The organism is Pseudomonas sp. NFACC56-3 (assembly GCF_900100025.1).
Classification (GTDB): domain Bacteria; phylum Pseudomonadota; class Gammaproteobacteria; order Pseudomonadales; family Pseudomonadaceae; genus Aquipseudomonas; species Aquipseudomonas fluorescens_AA.
The window spans coordinates 82,485-104,238 of record NZ_FMTK01000010.1 but is presented as its reverse complement, the minus strand read 5'-3'; the positions used below and the strand labels follow the sequence as shown (position 1 = coordinate 104,238).

Genomic DNA, 21,754 nt, shown 5'->3' with positions numbered 1-21,754 from the left:
AACGGGCAGTCACCGCAAGGGACTGCCCGTTTTTCATGGCTGGACGATCAGAGGTCGTCTTTATCGAAGCGTCGGGCTTCACGCTGGAGCTGGTAGACGAACCGCTCGACCTGCCGTTGCACCAGGCCGCTGATGTTGTGGAAGCGTACGCCAGCGAACGTGGTGTTGAATCTTTCTTCGAAATGCAGGTAACGCAGCTCGACCGGGGCGATCATGTTGCCAAACGGCAGGGCCGCGATGAAGCGTTCGTACACCTGGCCCAATTGCAGGCGTTGGGTGATGTCGCCGTCAAAGCGCAACTTGCAACCGGTGGCGGAGATGTCCAGCAGCTTGCCGTCCACGGGGGACTTGAGCTTGTCGCCGCCCAGTTCAACGCTCACCAGTTGGGCCAGTTTCAGGGCGGCGCGGAAAGCGTTGCGACGCTGGTGGTAGACCACTTCGTCGGGCAGGGCGCCGCGATAGCAGCGACCGTCGCTGGATTCATCGATGGTCAGTGGACCCTTGCCATCCCAGGCGATGCGCACGCCGTCATGGAAACCTTCGACGCGAAACGGCTCGCCGGCCAGCAGGAAACGCTCGCCGTCCCGGGGAATCATTTCATCCAGGGCGATGGAGTTGGTCTCGCGATCGACATCGACCAGATAGCTCTGGAAGCGCTGGGTACGTTCATGGAAGGTAATGATCAGCGGGTCATGGCTATCTTGCAGCATCCGCAGGTTGCCAGAAATTTCCAGGGGCGTGGTGAGGACCTTGGGGGGCTGCGGAGCGTCATCCGCGTTTGAGGCATTGAACACGGTGGGTCAATCTCCAGGCAAAATACGACTACGAATGGCCGGCATTTTGCCAGCATGTATCGCGCGTTGATAGAGCGAAGGCATTGTTCGTTTCATGCCTGGCTGAGCGGGCGGTGCTTGACCATTCTGGCCGTCGAACCGCTGGCGTCATACAGCGTCGGGATCTCGCCACCGTTGAGAATGCGCAACTGGTTGGCGGTGGCGGCCTGCTGCATCAGGATCGACTGGCCGTTGCGGGCGTTGGTTGCCTGGCATTGGGCGAGCAGGTCGTTGAGCACTTTGCTCTGGGACCGCAGTTGATCGCCGAGGGTCGACTGGGCAGCCAACTGCTCAAGGCCGTCATGACTGGCGGGCAGGTTCAGGCTGGCGAGGATCTCGCTGCGCTTGCGGCCATGCTGGTCGAGCAAGATGATCAGTGCCTGTTTCTGCGCCAGGATAGTTTCCAGCAAAGGCATGTCACGACCGTGCAGTGCCACGGATTCGGCCTGCAATAGCTCCAGCAGTTGTTGCGCTGGAACGAAGTCGTCGATGATCAGTTGCAATAAATGAGTGTCGTGCATGGCTGGCCTTGGGTCTTAGCGTCCAAAAGCCTGGCGCAGGCGGCGGCCTAGCGCTGGGCTTCGAAGTTGAGCAGTTTGCTGGCTACGCGGTTGCTGTCGACTTTGTAGCTGCCATCGGCGATGGCTGCTTTCAACTCAGCCACGCGGGCGTTGTCGACGACAGGTTGATCGCGCAGCTTGTCAGTGAGCTTCTGCAACTGCTGAGCCTCATTGCTGAGGTGTACCGACTCCCCGTTGCCGACCTTTTCGGCTGGCGTGGACACCGGCGCGGATTTGTCGGTTTCGACGGTTTCCTTGGTGGCGCCGGTACGCGTAGTGCCTGTCAGCGGTGAAGAGCTGTTTAAACGATTGAAATCGATGACCATGGTAAAAAACCTCTGGGTATTTGGACGCTTGCCATGTTTTCGGCCATTCCCAAAAAAACTTTAGGCTCATTTATTCAATGAACGTGCGCACGTCTGCGCTTGCCTTTGCGTAAGGCACAGTCTAGGGAACACCGGGATCAAGCGCCAGCTTTCTACCTCCTCTACCGGGTCATTACATCGCCACTTCCACTTGGCCTGGAGCCATCACTTGCGCCTTGATGACGCGCTGGGAATTAAGGTTTTTTACCCGTATCTGTTCACGCATGCCGCCGTTGGACAGGGCCTCGCCGGGCATCCGCACGGCCAGTGAGCCGCTGCGGGCGGTGATGACCACCTGGTCGCCCTTGCGGACCACCTCGGCCTGTTCCAAGTGCACCAGCGTCACGACCTGATCGGCGACCATTGGTCGGACAAGCTTCTGCCCGATGGCCTGATCGACAGAGGTCAGGAAGCCTTGGGTGATCTGGCTGATGTCCCGTTCGCGCAACATCACGTCCTGGGGCTCGACGATCCCGGCCCGCTTGAGCGGACGCGTGGTGGTGACGATTTCCCGGAACAGGCGCACTTGAGCGGGCACGAACACCGTCCAGGGCGCGGCGCTGTCGCAACGAACCTTCACCGTGACACGGCCCAGGGGGCGGGCCGGGCTCTCCAGCGAAGCAGTCAATTCGTTGTCACACATGGGCATGCGCAAGCGCGGGTCGAGCTGATTGACTTCGATCTCGTAACGGCCTTCGGTTTGACTGGTTGCCAGGTAGTCTTCTACGGTGAATTCAAGAAAGCCCTGAGTGACGCCGATAAGGAGATCAGGCAAGGTAACCGGAGCCGCCGCAAGGGCAGGACCGCTCGAAGCGAACAGGCAGGCAGCCAGCAGTGCACCGAGCCAGTGGCGGCAGTGAGTGGTCAGGCGTCGAGAAAATGTCGTTTGTGCGTTCATGCCGGTTCAATAGCAAGCCCCGTGCCGTTTAGTGATGAATGCGCGTCGGACACATTAGCGTTAGGTAGGAGTCAGGGCATGGCGGGAGTAATGGATTCGGTGAACCAGCGCACTCAGCTGGTCGGTCAGAATCGCCTGGAGCTGTTGTTGTTCCGTCTCGACGGCCAACAAATGTATGGGATCAACGTATTCAAGGTCCGCGAGGTGCTGCAATGCCCCAAGCTGACCCTGATGCCCAAGTCCAGCCCCGTCGTGTGCGGTGTGGCCAATATCCGGGGTGCGACCATCCCGATTCTCGACCTGGCGATGGCGACCGGTTCCGGTCGGTTGCTGGACCAGAGCAATCCGTTCGTGATCATCACCGAGTACAACACCAAGACCCAGGGGTTCCTGGTGCGCTCGGTGGAGCGCATCGTCAACATGAACTGGGAGGAGATCCATCCGCCGCCCAAGGGCACCGGCCGCGATCACTACCTGACGGCTGTGACCCGGGTCGACAACCAGTTGGTGGAAATCATCGACGTGGAGAAGATCCTCGCCGAAGTGGCCCCCACGCCGGAGGCGATTTCCGCGGGTGTGGTGGACGCCGAGACCCAGCACAAGGCGATTTCGCTGCGGGTGCTGACTGTCGACGATTCGTCGGTGGCACGTAAGCAGGTGACCCGTTGCCTGCAAACGGTCGGTGTGGAAGTGGTGGCGTTGAACGATGGGCGGCAGGCGCTGGATTACCTGCGTGCGCTGGTCGACGAGGGCAAGAAGCCCGAAGAGGAGTTCCTGATGATGATCTCCGACATCGAGATGCCGGAGATGGACGGGTACACCCTGACGTCGGAAATCCGCAGCGATCCGCGCATGCAAAAGCTGCACATCATCTTGCATACTTCGTTGTCCGGGGTTTTCAACCAGGCGATGGTCAAGAAGGTCGGTGCCGACGATTTCCTGGCGAAATTCCGTCCCGATGACCTGGCGTCCCGGGTCGTCGATCGGATCAAGGCAGCAGAATAAAGCAAAGGTCGGGCGCGTTGTGCGCCCGGCAAGTCAACACGATGAAAGAGGCGGTATCTTGTCTACGGGTAATTTGGATTTCGAACAGTTCCGGGTCTTCCTGGAAAAAGCCTGTGGCATCTTGCTTGGTGAAAACAAGCAATACCTGGTGTCGAGCCGTCTCAATAAATTGATGGAGCAACAGGGCCTCAAGTCATTGGGCGAGCTGGTGCAGCGTATCCAGACCCAACCGCGCAGCGGCTTGCGCGAGATGGTGGTGGACGCCATGACCACCAACGAAACCCTGTGGTTTCGGGACACCTATCCGTTCGAAGTGCTGAAGAACAAAGTGCTGCCGGCCGCCATCAAGGCCAGCCCGGGCCAGCGCCTGCGGATCTGGTCGGCGGCCTGCTCGTCGGGGCAGGAACCCTATTCGCTGTCGATGTCCATCGATGAGTTCGAGCGCTCCAACCTGGGCCAGTTGAAAGGCGGCGTGCAGATCGTCGCCACCGACCTGTCCGGGACCATGCTCAATAACTGCAAGACCGGCGAGTACGACAGCCTGGCCATCGGCCGTGGTTTGTCGCCGGACCGGCTGCAACGCTACTTCGACCCGAAAGGGCCGGGCAAGTGGGTGGTCAAGGCACCGATCAAGAGCCGGGTGGAGTTTCGCTCGTTCAACCTGCTGGACAGCTACGCCAGCCTGGGCAAGTTCGACATCGTGTTTTGCCGCAACGTGCTGATCTACTTCTCCGCCGAAGTGAAGAAAGACATCCTGCTGCGCATCCACGGCACGCTCAAGCCAGGCGGCTACCTGTTCCTTGGCGCCTCCGAAGCGCTGAACGGTTTGCCGGATCATTACCAGATGGTCCAGTGCAGCCCGGGGATCATCTACCAGGCGAAGTGATTGGCGGGTGTTGTCAAAAAACGGGAGTCCCAAGGGGCTCCCTTTTTTTTGCCTGCCGCCGGCACCATCCCCTGTGGGAGCGAGCTTGCTCGCGATAGCGGTGGCACATCCAAAATCCATGTCGCTGACAGACCGCCATCGCGAGCAAGCTCGCTCCCACATTTTTGACTCGCGTCGCCTGATGAAAGCGGCAGAAAAGCGGCAGGTAAGCGGAAACCCGTTGCCGCTTTTCTGGCATTGCCGCTTTGCCGGTGCCCGCAAAGCCCCGGTTTATGGGGTTTTTTGAAATGGCACGGCGCTTGCTTTAGCCGTCGTACGTACATTCTGGTCACCCAAAGGTTTCCGACATGAGCATCAGCTTCGATAAAGCGCTCGGTATCCACGAACAGGCCCTGAGCTTCCGCGCCCAGCGCGCCGAAGTCCTGGCCAACAACATCGCCAACGCCGACACCCCGAACTACAAGGCGCGGGACCTGGACTTTTCCAAGGTGCTCGCCGAGCAGAACGATAAGACCAAGAACGGCCACTTCGCCTTGAACATGACCAACAGCCGTCATATCGAAGCCGAAGGCCTGGGCAATGGCGACGAGTCGCTGATGTATCGCACGCCGATGCAACCGTCGATCGACCAGAACACCGTGGACGCTCAACTGGAACAGTCCAACTACGCGGAAAACTCCGTGAACTTCCAGGCCAGCTTCACCCTGCTCAACAGTAAGTTCAAAGGGCTGATATCGGCCCTGCGCGGAGAGTAAGCCATGTCGATTGCTAGCGTATTCAACATTGCCGGCAGTGCCATGAGTGCCCAGACCACTCGCCTGAACACCGTCGCCAGTAACATCGCCAACGCCGAGACCGTTTCGTCGAGCATCGACCAGACCTACCGCGCCCGCCACCCGGTGTTCGCCACCATGTTCCAGGGCGGCCAGTCCGGCGGCAGCGACTCGCTGTTCCAGGACCAGGAAGCGGCCGGGCAGGGCGTGCAGGTGCTTGGCGTGGTCGAGGACCAGAGCAACCTCGAAGCACGTTATGAGCCAAACCATCCGGCCGCGGACGCCAAGGGTTATGTCTACTACCCGAACGTCAACGTCGTCGAAGAAATGGCCGACATGATTTCCGCCAGTCGTTCGTTCCAGACCAACGCCGAAATGATGAACACCGCCAAAGCCATGATGCAGAAGGTCCTGACCCTCGGTCAGTGATAAGGGGCGAGTCACATGAGCGTTACCAACACTACAAGCGGTTTGAGCCTCAACGAGATTCTGGCCAACTCCTCGGTCAAGACCAACAACACCTCCGATACCCTCGGGGCAATGACAGGTGCGGCGACCGGCAAGAAGGAACTGGGCAAGGATGCGTTCCTGCAACTGCTCGTTACCCAACTGAAGAACCAGAACCCGTTGGAGCCCCAGGACAACGGCGAATTCGTTGCCCAGTTGGCGCAGTTCAGCAGCCTGGAAGGCATCACCACCCTCAACGAGACGGTGAGCGGCATCGCCGGCAACTACAACTCGTCCCAGGCCTTGCAGGCCTCGTCGCTGGTGGGCCGCTCAGTCATTGCCCCGGGTGACAAGGCTGTAGTCGATACCTCCAAGAGCCTCAACGGTACAGTGGTGGTGCCAACCTCGGTGTCCTCTGTCGCGGTCAAGATCGTGGACAAGGACGGCAAGACCGTTCGTACCATCGACCTGGGCAGCCAGAACGCCGGCAACTCCGCCTTTATCTGGGACGGCAAGAACGACGCGGGCACGACGGTCGAGTCGGGCACCTACACGTTCGCGGCTTCGACCACCATCGACGGCAAGGCCACCTCGCTGATCACCAACCTGCCGGCCACGGTCAGCAGCGTGACCATCAGCCAGACAGGCGGCGAGCTGATGCTCAACCTGGCCGGGCTGGGCAGCATTGCCCTGTCCAAAGTACAAACCATTGGTATGTAGAGCCGACTAACCGGCAAAAGGAGTCAACATGTCTTTTAACATCGGCCTTAGCGGTCTCTATGCAGCCAACAAACAGCTGGACGTGACCGGCAACAACATCGCCAACGTGGCGACCACCGGTTTCAAATCGTCCCGCGCGGAATTCGAAGACGTCTACTCGGCCACCAGGCTGGGCTCGGGCAGCAAGACCGTCGGCAACGGTGTGCGCCTGGCCAACGTTTCCCAACAGTTCGGCCAGGGTGACGTGAACAATACCGGCAACGTGCTGGACATGGGCATCCAGGGCCAGGGCTTCTTTGTCCTGAGCAACGACGGCTCCCTGAGCTACACCCGTGCCGGTACGTTCAAGACCGACAAGGAGGGTTTCATCACCAACACTGACGGTACTTCGCGCCTTCAGGGCTACGGTGTGGACGCCAACGGCAAGATCCAGAACGGTATCCTGACCGACCTGCGTATCGACACCTCCAACCTGCCGCCGACTGCCACCAGCCTGGTGTCCTCGACGATCAACCTGAACTCGACGGCCACGCCGATCACTGCGGCGTTCAATCCGAACGACACCGCTACGTTCACCAAGCAGTTCACCACCCCGGTCTACGACACCCAGGGCAACCAGCATTCCATGGACCAGTACATGGTCAAGACTTCCGGTAACACCTGGAATGTCTATACGCTGATTGACGGTCGCAACCTGGATGGCAGCTTGCCGACGACGACCGGTGCGACTGCGCCGATCCCTTCGACCATGAACTTCGATTCGAGCGGCAAGCTGACCACGGTCACCACTCCGCCAGCGACGGTCAATAGTGATCTGGTACTGACCGGTTGGGTTCCGGGCACCGTGACCAACGGCGTATGGACCGCCAACGGTGCCGCCAGCGCGCCGAGCATCACGATCTCCATGGGCAACACCACCCAGTTCAATTCCGACACCGCACGGTCGATCCCGACCCAGAACGGTTACGCCACGGGCCAGATCACCAACCTGACCATCGACGGCAGCGGTGTACTGTTGGCCAACTTCAGCAACAACCAGACCAAGCCGATCGGCCAGCTCGCCCTCGCCAGCTTCACCAACGAGCAGGGCCTGCAGCCAGTAGGCGGCACCAGTTGGAAGGAAACCTTCGCCTCGGGCATCCCGGGCTACGACGCTCCAACCACTGGCACCCTGGGTTCGATCGTCTCCAACTCCCTGGAAGAGTCCAACGTCAACCTGACCAACGAACTGGTCGAGCTGATCAAGGCCCAGAGCAACTACCAGGCGAACGCCAAGACCATCTCCACCCAGAGCACCATCATGCAGACCATCATCCAGATGACCTGATGTCGAGGGTTGCTTGAAGGCTGTACAAGGAGCCCCTCGCAAGAGGGGCTTTTTTGTGGGCGCAGGTTTTGTCGTGCCAGGTCCGGCCTCATCGCGAGCAAGCTCGCTCCCACAGGGGCCTGTACACGCAGCTCAAAGGTGGGAGCGAGCTTGCTCGCGATGGGGCCAGGCCAGGCACTTTTCTCCACACAAAAGAAAACCCCCGATAAACCAGCGGCCTATCGGGGGCTTCTTTCAGCAGGCGCCTTTACGCGCCCAGACGCTCAGCTTATTGGCAAGCTTCGCAATCCGGTTCGTCGATCGCGCAGGCCTTTGGCACTGGCGCCGGACCTGCTGGAGCCGCCAGGACCGAATCGTCACCGTGGTTGCCGCCGCTGGAAACCGCATTCAGCTTGCCGGTGTTGATGGTCGACTTCTCGGTGCTGGTGGCAGCCAGGGCACGGAGGTAGTAAGTGGTTTTCAGGCCACGGTACCAAGCCATGCGGTAGGTCACGTCCAGCTTCTTGCCCGAAGCGCCGGCGATGTACAGGTTCAGCGACTGAGCCTGGTCGATCCACTTCTGGCGACGGCTGGCGGCGTCGACGATCCACTTGGTGTCCACTTCGAACGCCGTGGCATAGAGCGCTTTGAGCTCTTGCGGGATGCGTTCGATCTGCTGTACCGAACCGTCGTAGTACTTCAGGTCGTTGATCATGACCGAGTCCCACAGGCCGCGAGCCTTGAGGTCGCGAACCAGGTACGGGTTGATCACGGTGAATTCGCCCGACAGGTTCGATTTCACATACAGGTTCTGGTAGGTCGGTTCGATCGACTGCGACACGCCGGTTATGTTGGCGATGGTGGCGGTCGGTGCGATGGCCATGATGTTGGAGTTACGGATACCTTTCTGCACACGGGCGCGAACCGGTGCCCAGTCCAGGGATTCGTTCAGGTCGACGTCGATGTACTTCTGGCCGCGCTGGGCGATCAGGATCTGTTGCGAGTCCAGCGGCAGGATGCCCTGGGACCACAGCGAACCCTGGAACGTCTCGTAGGCGCCACGCTCGTCGGCCAGGTCGCAGGAAGCCTGGATCGCGTAGTAGCTGACCGCTTCCATGGACTTGTCGGCGAACTCGACCGCGGCATCGGAACCGTACGGGATGTGCTGCAGGTACAGCGCGTCCTGGAAGCCCATGATGCCCAGGCCGACCGGACGGTGCTTGAAGTTGGAGTTCTTCGCTTGCGGCACCGAGTAGTAGTTGATGTCGATCACGTTGTCGAGCATGCGCACGGCGGTGTTCACGGTGCGTTGCAGCTTGGCGGTGTCCAGCTTGCCGTCGACGATGTGGTTCGGCAGGTTGATCGAGCCCAGGTTGCAGACCGCGATCTCGTCCTTGTTGGTGTTCAGGGTGATCTCGGTGCACAGGTTCGAGCTGTGGACCACGCCCACGTGCTGCTGCGGGCTGCGCAGGTTGCACGGGTCCTTGAAGGTCAGCCATGGGTGGCCGGTTTCGAACAGCATCGAGAGCATCTTGCGCCACAGGTCTTTGGCCTGGACGACTTTGAACAGCTTGATCTTGTTGTACTCGGTCAGGGCTTCGTAGTACTCGTAGCGCTCTTCGAAGGCCTTGCCGGTCAGGTCGTGCAGGTCCGGCACTTCGGATGGCGAGAACAGGGTCCACTTGCCGTCGTCGAAGACACGCTTCATGAACAGGTCGGGGATCCAGTTGGCGGTGTTCATGTCGTGGGTACGACGACGGTCATCACCGGTGTTCTTGCGCAGCTCGATGAACTCTTCGATGTCCATGTGCCAGGTTTCCAGGTAGGCACAGACCGCGCCCTTGCGCTTGCCGCCCTGGTTGACCGCAACGGCGGTGTCGTTGACCACTTTGAGGAACGGCACGACGCCCTGGGATTTGCCGTTGGTGCCCTTGATGTACGAGCCCAATGCGCGAACCGGGGTCCAGTCGTTGCCCAGGCCACCGGCGAATTTCGACAGCATGGCGTTGTCGTGGATGGCGCCGTAGATGCCCGACAGGTCGTCCGGAACGGTGGTCAGGTAGCAGCTCGACAGCTGTGGACGCAGGGTGCCGGCGTTGAACAGGGTCGGGGTCGACGCCATGTAGTCGAAGGACGACAACAGGTTGTAGAACTCGATCGCACGGTCTTCGCGCTGCTTCTCTTCGATGGCCAGGCCCATGGCCACACGCATGAAGAAGATCTGCGGCAGTTCGAAACGGATACCGTCCTTGTGGATGAAGTAACGGTCGTACAGGGTTTGCAGGCCCAGGTAGGTGAACTGCTGGTCACGCTCGTGGTTGATCGCCTTGCCGAGTTTTTCCAGGTCGAATTCGGCCAGGACCGGGTTCAGCAATTCGAACTCGATACCCTTGGCGACATAAGCGGGCAACGCCTTGGCGTACAGGTCGACCATTTCGTGGTGGGTCGCGCTCTCGGCGACTTCCAGGAAGCTCAGGCCTTCGGCACGCAGGGTGTCCATCAGCAGGCGGGCGGTCACGAAGGAGTAGTTCGGCTCGCGTTCCACCAGGGTCCGGGCGGTCATCACCAGCGCGGTATTGACGTCCTTGAGGGCGACGCCGTCATAGAGGTTCTTCAGGGTTTCGCGCTGGATCAGGTCGCCATCGACTTCTTCCAGGCCTTCGCAGGCCTCGGTGACGATGGTGTTCAGGCGACCCATGTCCAGCGGCGCCAGGCTGCCGTCGGCGCGTGCGATGCGGATCGAAGGGTGGGCCTGGACCGGTGCGTCGGCCGGGGAGCGGGTGGCACGCTCCTTGGCGCGGGAGTCACGGTAGATCACGTAGTCGCGGGCCACTTTCTGCTCGCCGGCACGCATCAGGGCCAGTTCGACCTGGTCCTGGATTTCTTCGATGTGGATGGTGCCGCCCGAAGGCATGCGACGCTTGAAGGTCGCGGTGACCTGTTCGGTCAGGCGGGCCACGGTGTCATGGATTCGCGACGAAGCGGCAGCGGTGCCGCCTTCAACTGCGAGAAACGCTTTGGTGATGGCGACGGTGATCTTGTCATCGGTGTAAGGAACGACAGTGCCGTTACGCTTGATCACACGCAGTTGGCCCGGCGCGGTGGCGGACAGATCCGGGCTCGAATCGGCGGCCAGCGGCGCGGTGCCCTGCGGGTTCTCGCGAGTTGTGTCGGTGTGCATGGGTGTCTCCACGTTCTTTATGTTTGTTTGGGCACCATCACGGTGCCCACCGTTCCGTCCTGAAGCACTACAACCGACTGGCGCCGGGCATAACAACTTCGGGACAGTAGGAAGCAGGCGTTTAATGCCGCTTCCATCCGAAGTTCTCAGGTTGCGAGCGAGGCTCGAAACCGGATTGCCGGGGTGGCAGTAATTGACTGCAACACCCGTACCGTTTCGGTCGTTTTCGACCTGGAAACAGCTGCCATCCGCAGGGGCGGTCTGGGCTTGGGGAAATACGATGTTTCAGTTGGACAGAAGCAAGAAAAGCGCTTGAATTCTCTGCCCGACTTGTGTTTGGTTTTTGGCCTGAAACCCTACATGTAGGGTTTTTTACGCGGCGGGCTACAAGATAATGCGTTTTCGGGGGGTATGCAACGTACTACCTGTGGATAAGCCTGTGCGTAATTTGTGTGCGAAACGTGGAACTGCTCTGTAGGCCGCGAACTAGCTGGAGTGGACCTTTTTTCACCGGTTTCGACGATCCGAAAACAGCCTGAAGGTTTTTTGCGGGCGCGGACCTTACCACATAAAAACCACCCGACCGAAACGCATTTGTCCGCTTGTTTTCTAGAGGGGCGACGTTTATACAATCGGCCGGTGTACTGGCATGTTTATCCTCTTTTGATATGACAAAAAGAGGGGGCTGTATTCGAATCTCTGGAGCGAGCACTGTTGTGGCGAGGGAGCTTGCTCCCGCTCGATTGCGCAGCAATCGCAAAAGCGGGGCCGCTTCGCAGCCCAGCGGGAGCAAGCTCCCTCGCCACAGGTGAGTGCTGATCCTTCCTTTTATGTTCACAGCAAGACGAGGCCCCAGTGGAACAAGAAGCCTGGCAGGTATTGATCGTCGAGGATGACCAGCGTCTGGCCGAGCTGACCCGGGAATACCTCGAAAGCAACGGGTTGCGTGTCGCCATCGAAGGCGACGGTGCGGTGGCGGCGGCGCGGATCATTGCCGAGCAGCCGGACTTGGTGGTCCTCGACCTGATGCTGCCCGGCGAAGACGGCCTGAGCATCTGCCGCAAGGTGCGCGAGCACTATGACGGGCCGATCCTGATGCTCACCGCCCGCACCGACGACACCGATCAGATCCAGGGCCTGGACCTGGGCGCCGATGATTACGTCTGCAAGCCGGTTCGCCCGCGCTTGCTATTGGCGCGGATCCAGGCCCTGCTGCGACGCAGCGAGCCGGAACCGAGCGTGGCGCACAAGCAGCGACGCCTGCAATTCGGCCCGCTGGTGGTCGACGACGCCCTGCGCGAAGCCTGGTTGCAGGGCAACGGTATCGAGCTGACCAGCGCCGAATTCGACCTGCTGTGGCTGCTGGTGTCCAATGCCGGGCGCATCCTGTCCCGGGAAGAAATCTTCACCGCCCTGCGCGGCATCGGCTATGACGGCCAGGACCGCTCCATCGACGTGCGTATTTCGCGCATCCGGCCCAAGATCGGCGACGACCCGGACCATCCACGGCTGATCAAGACCATCCGCAGCAAAGGCTACCTGTTCGTTCCCGAAGCTTGCGCAGACTTGGCGCCGTGAATTCGATCTTCCTGCGTATTTATGGCGGCATGTGCGCGGCGCTGGTGCTGGTGGCGTTCCTTGGCGTGCTGGCCCTGCACCTGCTCAACCAGACTCGCGGCGAGCAATACCGCGAGCGCCTGGCCCACGGTACGTTTTCGTTGATGGCCGACAACCTGCGGCCCATGAACGACACCGAGCGCCACCGGGCGCTGCTGGTGTGGGAGCGCCTGCTGGGCATTCCTCTGGTATTGCAGACCTTCTCCCAGACCGATCTGGATCTCGGCCAGCGTACCCGTGTACTGCGCGGCCAGGCGTTAGTCGAGCAGATCGGGCCCCATGCGGCAAAAGTCTATCGGCTGGTCAATGAAACCGAGCAATTGATGTTGGTCGGGGAAGTCCAGCAGATCAGCGAGCAATTGGCCCGCGCGACCATTTACCTGTTGGCCGACGAACTGGTGCGTTACCCCGTGGCCGAGCAGCCCAAGCGGCTGGCGCAACTGGAGCAGGAAAAAGGGTTTGGTTTCGACCTGCGACTCATGACCGCCGAGCAGGCCGACATGGACGAAGATCAGCGCCGTCGTGTGTCCGAGGGCGATACGGTGATGGCGCTGGGCAAGGGCGGCGATTCCATCCGGGTCTTCGCCGGCATGGTCGGCACCCCGTGGGTCCTGGAGATCGGCCCGCTGTACCAGATGAACCCTTATCCGCCGCAATGGCTGGTGCTGATCGCGGCGCTGGGGTTGAGCCTGATCGGGTTGATCGTCTACCTGTTGGTGCGTCAGCTGGAGCGGCGCTTGCGCGGTCTGGAGTCGGCCGCCACCCAGATCGCCCAGGGCAGCCTGGAAACCCGGGTGCCGGCCCGCGGTGCCGACTCGGTCGGGCGATTGGCGGCGGCGTTCAATGGCATGGCCGAACACTTGCAACAACTGTTGGCGATCCAGCGCGAGCTGGTGCGGGCGGTGTCCCACGAATTGCGCACCCCGGTGGCGCGCCTGCGGTTTGGCCTGGAAATGCTCGGCAGCGCCACCACACCCCAGGCCCGGAACAAATACCTGGCGGGCATGGACCACGACATCGAAGACCTGGATCGGTTGGTGGACGAAATGCTCACCTACGCGCGGCTGGAACAGGGTTCGCCGGCGTTGAATTTTCAGCGGGTGGATCTGGATGCGCTGGTTAATCAGGTGATCGATGAGCTGGGGCCGTTGCGGGCCGGGATCACGGTCGAGCGCGGTCTATGCCTGTCGGCCGCCGATTGCGACGGCGCCTGGGTCGAGGCCGAGCCACGCTTTCTGCATCGGGCCTTGCAGAATCTGGTGGGCAATGCCATGCGCCACGCCCATTCCAAGGTCACGGTCAGCTACCAGGTGGGCCAGTTGCGCTGTCGGGTGGACGTGGAAGATGACGGGCCCGGTGTGCCGGAAGCGGCGTGGGAGCGGATTTTCAAACCCTTCCTGCGCTTGGACGACAGCCGCGCCCGCGCGTCGGGCGGTCATGGGCTGGGGCTGTCGATCGTGCGGCGGATCATCCACTGGCATGACGGTCGGGCGTTGATCGGCAAGAGCAAGAGCCTGGGTGGGGCCTGCTTCAGCTTGAGTTGGCCGAGGCATCAGGACAGGTCTTGAGAGAGGTGGTGCCTGTGCCGGCCTCATCGCGAGCAAGCTCGCTCCCACATGGGCATACGTCAACCTGTGGGAGCGAGCTTGCTCGCGATGAGGCCCTCCCAGACACCAAAAATCTCAGGCCCTGACCCCCACCAGGCTCAACAACTGCCCATCCTTCACCCCAAATTGCGCCTGCAGTTCACTGCCATGGCGCCATTGGGTCGACAGGTCCGTCAGCAAGCGCAGCCGCACCTGCCCGTCGTGTGTCCAGTCCAGCACTTCGGCATGCTCGAAATAAAAACGCTGCCTGACGATGGGGTACAGCGCCTTGAACAAGCTTTCCTTCACTGAAAAGGTCAGGGTCACCAGCAAGGCCTGGTCATCGCGTGTGAGCCGGGTCATGCGCTGCAACTCTGGCGAGGTGAGGATTTCACCGGCCAGGCGTTCGGCGCGCTCGGGGTCGAGCAGGTTTTCCACGTCCATGCCCAAGCCTTGCCAGTGGTCTTTTTTCGCGACGATGGCCGCTGCCAGGCCCGTGCTGTGGGTGATCGAGCCGCTGATATGAGCTGGCCACACCGGGGCGCGGTCTTCGCCGATGGCCGGCACGCAGGCCTGGCCGTCGAGCCGCTGCAACGCCGCCCGGGCGCAGATCCGTCCGGCCAGGAATTCTGCCTGACGCTTGGCCACCGAGCGCTGGATGCTCGCCGGTGGTTCGATGGCGCTGTCGGGAAAGTCGGTGCCCGTCAGCAGCAACGGGTCGAAGCGGGTGCTCAGCAGCACCGTATCGGGCAGCGCGTCGGGCAATAGCCAGTGTTCATCCAGAGGCGAGCAACAGGCGGGCAGCGGGGGGAGTGTCTTCATGCCGGGCATTCTGCCGGGTTGGCTTGGGGCTGGGTAGTGGCGATGGGATTTTCCCTGCCGGGCCGGACCTGTAGGAGCTGCCGAAGGCTGCGATCTTTTGATCTTGATCTTCCGCTCTCGATTCAATTGGCAGGGAAAGATCGCAGCCTCGTTGCACTCGTCAGCTCCTACAGATGTGCACAAGAAGTCTCTTTCAGGGCGTCAGCCAAAGATTTTCTTGAAGAACTTCTGCATGTCCGCCCACGACTTCTCGTCGGCTTCCTTGTTATAGCCAATGTCCGGCCCGCCATGTTCGCCGTGGCTCAAACGGTCGGCGTCAGGGTTGCTGAAGCCGTGCTTGGCACCTTCGAGGCTGACGAACTTATAGTCGGCACCAGCTTTGTCCATTTCGCTCTTGAAAGCGGTGACGTTGTCTTCGGTGACCATGCTGTCCAGCGCGCCGTGCTCGACCAGTATCTTGGCCTTGACGCTGCCCGGGGTGGCCGGGGTATTGGTCACCAGCGCGCCGTGGAAACTCACCACGCCGGCCAGCGGCACACCCTGGCGCGCCGCGTCCAGCACCACCTTGCCGCCGAAGCAGTAGCCGATGGCGGCCAGTTTGTCCGGATCGGTCTGGGGTTGTTTTTTCAGCAGGTCCAACCCCGCCTGGAAGCGTGCGCTGGCGGCCTTGCCGTCCTTGAGCGCCGCCTGCATGAAGGCCATGGCGTCCTTGGGGTGCTCGGTATTCTTGCCGTCGCCGTACATGTCGATGGCCAGGGCGCTGTAGCCCAGGCCCGCGAGATCACGGGCGCGACGCTTGGTGTAATCGTTCAGCCCCCACCATTCATGAACCACCACCACACCCGGGCGCGGGCCTTTGACGGCGTCGTCATAAGCGTAGTAACCGATCAGCTGGGTGCCATCGGCGCTGGTGTAGGGGAGCTCCTGGGTCTGGATGGCGGCGTGGCTCACGCCGCTCATGGCCAGAAGTACAACAGCAAGCAGCCTGCGCATGACGGATCTCCTTATGAAAGTGGTCCGCACAGATTAGCCGATTCATTCAGCGCAGGTTCAGAGAACGTTCAAGGGGGGTTCAGGGAGCGCTGGTTAACGTGACAGCGACTTCACACACCACCCATGCTTCAAAGGAGTTCGACCATGACTCAGATGAAAAAACTGTTGCTGGCTTTCACCGTGCTGGGCGCCAGCGCCTTGGCCCACGCCGATGACAACTTCGCCAGCCTGACCCTCGGCCAGACCAGCGACAAGGTCAAGAAATCCGACGCCCTGGATGCCAACCTGAACCACCCGAATGCCGACGGCATCATCGGTAAGGACACCACGTATGGCCTGCGCCTGGGCAAGCAGAACGACCAGGGCCGCTACTACGCCACCTACGACAACGTCTCGGGCACCCACAACGGCATCAAATTGCGCCAGGAAAACCTGCTGGGCAGCTACGATGTATTCCTTCCGGTCACCAGCAGCACCAAACTGTTCGGTGGCGGCACGGCGGGCCTGACCAAGCTGACCCAGGACTCTCCCGGTTTCAGCCGCGACAGCGACATCGGCTACGCGGTAGGCCTGCAGGGCGGCGTGCTGCAACAAATTTCGCAAAACACCTCGGTTGAACTGGGTTACCGTTACCTGCGCAGCAACGCCAGCACCGAGATGAGCCCGCACGGTGGCGACAAGGTCGGTTCGCTGGACCTGACCAGCAGTGCCCAGACCTACCTGTCCGCCAACTACACGTTCTAAGCGGGCCAGGGTGAGTGTATCCAGCCGGATCGGTGGTAGACGATCCGGCGCCTTTCGTTGAGGTGCGCTGCGCGCGATTGTTTGATTTGCCTGGGGAGAGGCTCCATGAAGTTACTGGTCGTCGAAGACGAAGCGCTGTTGCGTCATCACCTGCAAACCCGTCTCACTGACAGCGGCCATGTGGTGCAGGCCGTGGCCAATGCCGAAGAGGCCTTGTACCAGGTCCGGGAATTCAACCACGACCTGGCGGTGATCGACCTCGGCCTGCCGGGTATCAGCGGGCTGGAACTGATCCGCCGGCTGCGCTCACAGGACAAGACGTTTCCGATCCTGATCCTGACTGCCCGCGGCAACTGGCAGGACAAGGTCGAGGGCCTGGCCGCCGGTGCCGACGACTACGTGGTCAAGCCGTTCCAGTTCGAAGAACTGGAGGCCCGGCTGAACGCCTTGTTGCGTCGCTCCAGCGGCTTCACCCAATCGACCATCGTCGCCGGGCCGTTGCTGCTGGACCTCAATCGCAAGCAGGCCGTCCTCGATGACGAGCCGCTGGCGCTGACCGCCTACGAATACCGCATCCTCGAATACCTCATGCGCCATCACCAGCAAGTGGTGGCCAAGGACCGCTTGATGGAGCAGCTCTATCCCGATGACGACGAGCGCGATCCCAATGTCATCGAAGTGCTGGTAGGGCGCCTGCGCCGCAAACTGGAAGCCCCCGCCGGCTTCAAGCCCATCGACACCGTGCGCGGCCTGGGTTACCTGTTCAACGAGCGCTGCCAGTGATTCGTTCGCTTCGGCTGCGGCTGATGCTGGCCGCGATGACCCTGGCGGTGCTGTTCATGCTGGCCTTGTTGCCGGCCATGCAAGGCGCGTTCAGCCTGGCGCTGCAGGAGTCCATCGAGCAACGCCTGGCCTCGGACGTGACCACGCTGATTTCCGCCGCCCGGGTGGAAAACAACCACTTGAAGATGCCGGCGCAGTTGCCCGATGAGCGCTTCAACCTCGCCGATGCCCGTCTGCTGGGCTACATCTATGATCGTGAGGGGCGCTTGGTCTGGCGGTCCAAGGCTACCCAGGAAGAGAACATCAACTACACGCCGCGCTATGACGGCCAGGGCAACCAGTTCGCCCGCATTCGCGAGAACGACGGCCAGGAGTTCTTTGTCTATGACGTCGAGATCAAGTTGCTCGGCGGCCAGAACGCGGCGTTCAGCATCGTCACCTTGCAACCAGTGCGCGACTACGAAGTGACCTTGCAGGGGCTGCGGGACAATCTCTACCTGGGCTTTGGCGCTGCCCTGGCAGTGTTGCTGGCACTGTTATGGATCGGCCTGACCTGGGGCCTGCGGGCACTGCGACGCCTGAGTCAGGAACTGGACGAAATCGAAAGCGGGGCGCGGGAAAGCCTCAGTACCGAGCACCCCCGGGAACTGTTGCGCCTGACCGGCTCCCTCAACCGTCTGCTCCATAGCGAACGGGAGCAGCGCAGCCGTTACCGTGATTCCCTCGATGACCTCGCCCACAGCCTGAAGACCCCGCTGGCGGTGTTGCAGGGCGTCAGCGAAGACATGGCCCGGCGCCCCGAAGACCGTGGCCAGGCCTGGGTGCTGCAAACCCAGATCGAGCGTATGAGCCAGCAGATCGGCTACCAATTGCAGCGCGCCAGCCTGCGCAAAAGCGGGTTGGTGCGCCATCAGGTGCGCTTGCACCCGGTGCTGCAAAGCCTGTGCGACACCTTGGACAAGGTCTATCGCGACAAACGGGTCAATGTGAGTTTCGATCTGCCGGAGCACTGCCAGGTGCCGATCGAGCAGGGCGCCTTGCTGGAGATGCTCGGCAACTTGCTGGAGAACGCCTATCGACTGTGCCTGGGCGAGGTGCGCGTCAGCGTGCACCAGACCCTCGGCGGCACGGAGTTGAGCGTCGAGGACGACGGGCCGGGCGTGCCGCCGGATCAACGTGCGCGAATACTCCAACGGGGCGAACGGCTGGACCGTCAGCATCCGGGGCAGGGCATTGGCCTGGCGGTGGTCAAGGACATCATCGAAAGCTACGGCGCCCGGTTGACCCTGGGGGATTCAGAGCTGGGCGGGGCGGCGTTCCGGATTCATTTTCCGGTGGTTTGACTGGGAAGTTTTCGGTGTGTTTGCGGGCCTCATCGCGAGCAAGCTCGCTCCCACATTGGATTTTCGGCGCTCACAAATCCCTGTGGGAGCGAGCTTGCTCGCGATGAGGCCCGTCAGCACGCCACAAAAACCAATCAAGAAATCAGTTCTCCAACTCCCTGTAGGCCCCCGGCGTCAGCCCCGTCCACTTCTTGAACGCCCGGTGAAACGCCGACGGTTCGGAGAAGCCCAACTGCTCGGCAATCTGCTGCAACGACAAATCCGCACGCCCCAAGTGGTAGATGGCGATATCCCGCCGCAGCTGATCCTTGAGTTCCTGGAAGCTGGTGCCTTCCTCCCGCAAATGCCGGCGCAGGGTCTGTGGGCTGATGTGCAAGTGGGCGGCGACGGTATCCAGGTCGGGCCAGCGTGCCGTGTCGCGGCTGAGCAGGCGGCGCAGTTGGCTGCTCAGGCTATGGCCATCGTCCGGGCGCGACAGCAGGTCGGCGGGGGAGTGTTCGAGGAAATGCTTGAGGGTGCGTTCGTCCTGCAACAGCGGCATGTCCAGGTAGCGGCTGTGGAACAGCAGGCTGCTGCCGGGCGCGTCGAACACCAGCGGGTAGGGGAACAATAAGTCGTATTCGGCCCCGTGGGCGGGCTTGGCATAGCCGAAAGTCACCTGCTCCAGGCCTATCCGCTGGCCGATCAGCCAACTGGCGAGGCGATGCCAGACCACTAGCAGGCTTTCAGTCAGGAAGTGATCGGGATCCCACAACGTTGAGTCGTCCAGCACCAGCCGCACCCGTTCGCCTTCGGTTTCCAGCGTCAGGCGTGGGGCGTCGGGGAACAGGCTGTAGAACAGCAAGCCGCGCTGAAGGGCCTTGCCCAGGGTCCGACAGTGGATCAACGCGTGGCACATCATGGCAAACGTCCCGGGTTTACTCGCCGCTCGGCCGAATCCCAGGTATTCGTCCTCCATTGCCAGCCACAGCGCTTGTAACAGGCGGGCGAACTGCTCCGGCGCAATTCGTGCCCGCGGCTCATCCAAAAGCTCGGGGCTGATGCCCAGCTGTTGCAGCAAAGGCAAATAATCGAAGCCTTGCCGACGTGCGCCGCCCAGGGCTGCGCGGGCGAAGTGGCTGGCGATCGTGCGTTGGCGCATGGCAGAAGTCCGTCCGTTAGGCGGCCGATGGTAGCAGGGGCTTGAGACTGCACAAGGCGGATATCCGCCAAATCCCGGAGCGCGGGATGGCCTGGAGGCGGAAATCCGCCACTTATACACTGCGTTTAGTCGCGTGTGAAAACCGCAAGCCCTTCTGCTATACCGGGTGTAGGGCATTTCGCAAAAATGGCACGGGCTTTGCGATGCGTTGGGTAGGTCTGCCCCGTGCAGCCGACAAAAACAAATCCCTCCAGCGCAGGAGGGTTCGCAATTGAGGTGTCGTGGATGACAGGTGGATGTCATCACACGAGACACTTGAGGAAGGTTTGCCATGACGACTCGTCAGCCACTGTACAAATCCCTGTATTTCCAAGTGATCGTAGCCATTGCCATCGGCATTTTGCTCGGCCACTTCTACCCGCAGACAGGTGTCGCTCTCAAGCCATTCGGTGACGGGTTCATCAAACTGATCAAAATGGTCATCGCCCCCATCATCTTCTGTACCGTCGTCAGTGGTATCGGCGGCATGCAGAACATGAAATCGGTGGGCAAGACCGGCGGCTACGCGCTGCTGTACTTCGAAATCGTCTCCACCATCGCCCTGCTGATCGGCCTGGTCGTGGTCAACGTCGTGCAACCGGGTAATGGCATGCACATCGACGTGTCGACCCTGGACACCAGCAAGATCGCCGGTTTCATTTCGGCTGGTAAAGACCAGAGCATCGTCGCCTTCATCCTCAACGTGATCCCGAACACCATCGTCGGCGCGTTCGCCAACGGCGACATCCTGCAAGTGCTGATGTTCTCGGTGCTCTTCGGCTTCGCCCTGCATCGCCTGGGCGCCTATGGCAAGCCGGTGCTGGACTTCATCGATCGCTTCGCCCACGTCATGTTCATCATCATCAACATGATCATGAAGCTGGCTCCACTGGGTGCGTTCGGTGCCATGGCCTTCACCATCGGTGCCTACGGTGTCGGTTCGCTGGTGCAACTGGGCCAGTTGATGATCTGCTTCTACATCACCTGCGTGGTGTTCGTGCTGGTGGTGCTGGGCGCCATCTGCCGCGCCCACGGCTTCAGCGTCATCAAGCTGATCCGCTACATCCGTGAAGAGCTGCTGATCGTGCTGGGTACTTCCTCCTCGGAATCGGCCCTGCCTCGCATGCTGATCAAGATGGAACGCCTGGGCGCCAAGAAGTCGGTCGTTGGCCTGGTCATTCCGACGGGCTACTCGTTCAACCTCGACGGTACTTCGATCTACCTGACCATGGCGGCGGTGTTCATCGCCCAGGCCACCGACACCCAGATGGACCTGACTCACCAGATCACCCTGCTGCTGGTGCTGCTGCTGTCGTCCAAAGGTGCGGCTGGCGTGACCGGTAGCGGCTTCATCGTACTGGCGGCCACCCTGTCGGCCGTAGGTCACCTGCCGGTGGCCGGCCTGGCGCTGATCCTGGGTATCGACCGCTTCATGTCCGAAGCCCGCGCCCTGACCAACCTGGTGGGCAACGCTGTCGCCACCATCGTGGTTGCCAAGTGGGTCAAGGAGCTGGACGTAGATCAACTGCAGACCGAGCTGGCTTCCGGTGGTCGCGGTATCTCCGACGTTCGTGAAGATGACGAGCAGATCGCGGCGGCGCAGATTGCAGCGGCTGAGTCCTCTGCTCCAGGCGTTGTGAAGTAATCTTCAGGCTGCAATGAAAAACCCGCTTCGGCGGGTTTTTTATTGGAAGAACTCTTCAGTCGAGGAG

The 21,754-nt window shown here is 61.1% G+C and carries 20 protein-coding genes; 12 read left to right on the top strand and 8 right to left on the bottom strand.

Annotated elements, in window-relative coordinates:
* Positions 1–47: 47 nt before the first annotated feature.
* The 4 genes from BLO80_RS15550 to flgA all read right to left on the bottom strand — a co-directional run bounded on the left by BLO80_RS15550 (position 48) and on the right by flgA (position 2,656).
* The gene (locus BLO80_RS15550) at positions 48–794 is read right to left on the bottom strand and encodes a flagellar brake protein (protein ID WP_092330522.1); all 747 of its coding nucleotides are present in this window, start codon (positions 792–794) and stop codon (positions 48–50) included.
* 92 nt (positions 795–886) lie between these two features.
* Positions 887–1,354 (bottom strand): flagella synthesis protein FlgN, encoded by a 468-nt coding sequence (locus BLO80_RS15545; protein WP_092169919.1) that lies wholly within the window; start codon positions 1,352–1,354, stop codon positions 887–889.
* A gap of 47 nt (positions 1,355–1,401) precedes the next feature.
* Positions 1,402–1,719, bottom strand: a complete 318-nt coding sequence (flgM, locus tag BLO80_RS15540; protein WP_092330519.1) for a flagellar biosynthesis anti-sigma factor FlgM — start codon at positions 1,717–1,719, stop codon at positions 1,402–1,404.
* A 172-nt stretch (positions 1,720–1,891) separates the two neighbouring features.
* Positions 1,892–2,656: a flagellar basal body P-ring formation chaperone FlgA gene (flgA, locus tag BLO80_RS15535; RefSeq protein ID WP_092330517.1), complete on the bottom strand. Its 765-nt coding sequence runs from the start codon at positions 2,654–2,656 to the stop codon at positions 1,892–1,894.
* A 78-nt stretch (positions 2,657–2,734) separates the two neighbouring features.
* Here flgA and BLO80_RS15530 point away from each other — a divergent pair, with 78 nt between their 5' ends.
* The 6 genes from BLO80_RS15530 to flgE all read left to right on the top strand — a co-directional run bounded on the left by BLO80_RS15530 (position 2,735) and on the right by flgE (position 7,814).
* Positions 2,735–3,661 carry a chemotaxis protein CheV gene (locus BLO80_RS15530; RefSeq protein ID WP_060741036.1) on the top strand — a complete coding sequence of 309 codons (927 nt, stop codon included), beginning with the start codon at positions 2,735–2,737 and terminating at the stop codon, positions 3,659–3,661.
* Positions 3,662–3,719: 58 nt separating this feature from the next.
* Positions 3,720–4,547, top strand: a complete 828-nt coding sequence (gene cheR / locus BLO80_RS15525; RefSeq protein WP_063324730.1) for a protein-glutamate O-methyltransferase CheR — start codon at positions 3,720–3,722, stop codon at positions 4,545–4,547.
* 347 nt (positions 4,548–4,894) lie between these two features.
* Positions 4,895–5,302: a flagellar basal body rod protein FlgB gene (flgB, locus tag BLO80_RS15520; RefSeq protein WP_092330514.1), complete on the top strand. Its 408-nt coding sequence runs from the start codon at positions 4,895–4,897 to the stop codon at positions 5,300–5,302.
* Positions 5,303–5,305: 3 nt separating this feature from the next.
* Positions 5,306–5,749 (top strand): flagellar basal body rod protein FlgC, encoded by a 444-nt coding sequence (flgC, locus tag BLO80_RS15515; RefSeq protein ID WP_060741038.1) that lies wholly within the window; start codon positions 5,306–5,308, stop codon positions 5,747–5,749.
* A 15-nt stretch (positions 5,750–5,764) separates the two neighbouring features.
* Positions 5,765–6,487 carry a flagellar hook assembly protein FlgD gene (gene flgD, locus BLO80_RS15510; protein WP_092330512.1) on the top strand — a complete coding sequence of 241 codons (723 nt, stop codon included), beginning with the start codon at positions 5,765–5,767 and terminating at the stop codon, positions 6,485–6,487.
* Between the two features lie 28 nt (positions 6,488–6,515).
* Complete coding sequence (gene flgE / locus BLO80_RS15505; RefSeq protein ID WP_092330509.1) at positions 6,516–7,814, top strand: flagellar hook protein FlgE; 1,299 nt, start codon at positions 6,516–6,518, stop codon at positions 7,812–7,814.
* A gap of 268 nt (positions 7,815–8,082) precedes the next feature.
* Here flgE and BLO80_RS15500 read toward each other — a convergent pair whose 3' ends face one another.
* Positions 8,083–10,974, bottom strand: coding sequence for a ribonucleoside-diphosphate reductase subunit alpha (locus BLO80_RS15500; protein WP_060741041.1), 2,892 nt, complete (start codon positions 10,972–10,974; stop codon positions 8,083–8,085).
* Between the two features lie 855 nt (positions 10,975–11,829).
* On the opposite strand from BLO80_RS15500, the gene BLO80_RS15495 reads away from it, so the two are divergent.
* Together BLO80_RS15495 and BLO80_RS15490 are read left to right on the top strand one after the other, a co-directional pair.
* Complete coding sequence (locus tag BLO80_RS15495; RefSeq protein ID WP_092330507.1) at positions 11,830–12,552, top strand: response regulator; 723 nt, start codon at positions 11,830–11,832, stop codon at positions 12,550–12,552.
* Positions 12,549–14,159, top strand: a complete 1,611-nt coding sequence (locus tag BLO80_RS15490; protein ID WP_092330504.1) for an ATP-binding protein — start codon at positions 12,549–12,551, stop codon at positions 14,157–14,159. The genes BLO80_RS15495 and BLO80_RS15490 overlap by 4 nt, the downstream gene beginning before the upstream one ends.
* 114 nt (positions 14,160–14,273) lie before the next feature.
* Here BLO80_RS15490 and BLO80_RS15485 read toward each other — a convergent pair whose 3' ends face one another.
* Both BLO80_RS15485 and BLO80_RS15480 read right to left on the bottom strand, forming a co-directional pair.
* Complete coding sequence (locus BLO80_RS15485) at positions 14,274–14,999, bottom strand: 4'-phosphopantetheinyl transferase family protein (protein WP_218189374.1); 726 nt, start codon at positions 14,997–14,999, stop codon at positions 14,274–14,276.
* Positions 15,000–15,200: 201 nt separating this feature from the next.
* Positions 15,201–15,992, bottom strand: coding sequence for a dienelactone hydrolase family protein (locus tag BLO80_RS15480; RefSeq protein ID WP_092330499.1), 792 nt, complete (start codon positions 15,990–15,992; stop codon positions 15,201–15,203).
* Positions 15,993–16,136: 144 nt separating this feature from the next.
* Between BLO80_RS15480 and BLO80_RS15475 the strand changes: the two genes are divergently transcribed.
* The 3 genes from BLO80_RS15475 to BLO80_RS15465 all read left to right on the top strand — a co-directional run bounded on the left by BLO80_RS15475 (position 16,137) and on the right by BLO80_RS15465 (position 18,862).
* A complete protein-coding gene (locus BLO80_RS15475) occupies positions 16,137–16,736 on the top strand; it encodes a hypothetical protein (RefSeq protein ID WP_092330496.1) in 600 nt (199 codons plus the stop codon).
* Positions 16,737–16,841: 105 nt separating this feature from the next.
* Entirely contained in the window at positions 16,842–17,519 is a 678-nt protein-coding gene (locus BLO80_RS15470) for a response regulator (RefSeq protein ID WP_092203994.1), read from the top strand.
* On the top strand, positions 17,516–18,862 hold the full coding sequence (locus tag BLO80_RS15465) for an ATP-binding protein (protein WP_092330494.1): 1,347 nt from the start codon (positions 17,516–17,518) through the stop codon (positions 18,860–18,862). Before BLO80_RS15470 ends, BLO80_RS15465 begins: the two co-directional genes overlap by 4 nt.
* A 142-nt stretch (positions 18,863–19,004) precedes the next feature.
* Here the strand turns inward: BLO80_RS15465 and BLO80_RS15460 are convergent, their stop codons facing one another.
* The gene (locus BLO80_RS15460) at positions 19,005–20,003 is read right to left on the bottom strand and encodes an AraC family transcriptional regulator (protein ID WP_092330491.1); all 999 of its coding nucleotides are present in this window, start codon (positions 20,001–20,003) and stop codon (positions 19,005–19,007) included.
* A gap of 331 nt (positions 20,004–20,334) precedes the next feature.
* Here BLO80_RS15460 and BLO80_RS15455 point away from each other — a divergent pair, with 331 nt between their 5' ends.
* Positions 20,335–21,687, top strand: coding sequence for a dicarboxylate/amino acid:cation symporter (locus tag BLO80_RS15455; protein WP_092330489.1), 1,353 nt, complete (start codon positions 20,335–20,337; stop codon positions 21,685–21,687).
* Positions 21,688–21,754: the final 67 nt, after the last annotated feature.

What these genes read in the sequence shown, in the direction of transcription:
- BLO80_RS15530 (WP_060741036.1), top strand. Translation starts at nt 2,735, where the DNA reads ATGGCGGGAGTAATGGATTCGGTGAACCAGCGCACTCAGCTGGTCGGT.
- flgC (WP_060741038.1), top strand. Translation starts at nt 5,306, where the DNA reads ATGTCGATTGCTAGCGTATTCAACATTGCCGGCAGTGCCATGAGTGCC.
- flgE (WP_092330509.1), top strand. Translation starts at nt 6,516, where the DNA reads ATGTCTTTTAACATCGGCCTTAGCGGTCTCTATGCAGCCAACAAACAG.
- BLO80_RS15460 (WP_092330491.1), bottom strand. Translation starts at nt 20,003, where the DNA reads ATGCGCCAACGCACGATCGCCAGCCACTTCGCCCGCGCAGCCCTGGGC.
- BLO80_RS15455 (WP_092330489.1), top strand. Translation starts at nt 20,335, where the DNA reads ATGACGACTCGTCAGCCACTGTACAAATCCCTGTATTTCCAAGTGATC.
- flgA (WP_092330517.1), bottom strand. Translation starts at nt 2,656, where the DNA reads ATGAACGCACAAACGACATTTTCTCGACGCCTGACCACTCACTGCCGC.
- BLO80_RS15485 (WP_218189374.1), bottom strand. Translation starts at nt 14,999, where the DNA reads ATGAAGACACTCCCCCCGCTGCCCGCCTGTTGCTCGCCTCTGGATGAA.
- flgB (WP_092330514.1), top strand. Translation starts at nt 4,895, where the DNA reads ATGAGCATCAGCTTCGATAAAGCGCTCGGTATCCACGAACAGGCCCTG.
- BLO80_RS15480 (WP_092330499.1), bottom strand. Translation starts at nt 15,992, where the DNA reads ATGCGCAGGCTGCTTGCTGTTGTACTTCTGGCCATGAGCGGCGTGAGC.
- BLO80_RS15500 (WP_060741041.1), bottom strand. Translation starts at nt 10,974, where the DNA reads ATGCACACCGACACAACTCGCGAGAACCCGCAGGGCACCGCGCCGCTG.
- BLO80_RS15475 (WP_092330496.1), top strand. Translation starts at nt 16,137, where the DNA reads ATGACTCAGATGAAAAAACTGTTGCTGGCTTTCACCGTGCTGGGCGCC.
- flgD (WP_092330512.1), top strand. Translation starts at nt 5,765, where the DNA reads ATGAGCGTTACCAACACTACAAGCGGTTTGAGCCTCAACGAGATTCTG.
- flgM (WP_092330519.1), bottom strand. Translation starts at nt 1,719, where the DNA reads ATGGTCATCGATTTCAATCGTTTAAACAGCTCTTCACCGCTGACAGGC.
- BLO80_RS15545 (WP_092169919.1), bottom strand. Translation starts at nt 1,354, where the DNA reads ATGCACGACACTCATTTATTGCAACTGATCATCGACGACTTCGTTCCA.
- BLO80_RS15470 (WP_092203994.1), top strand. Translation starts at nt 16,842, where the DNA reads ATGAAGTTACTGGTCGTCGAAGACGAAGCGCTGTTGCGTCATCACCTG.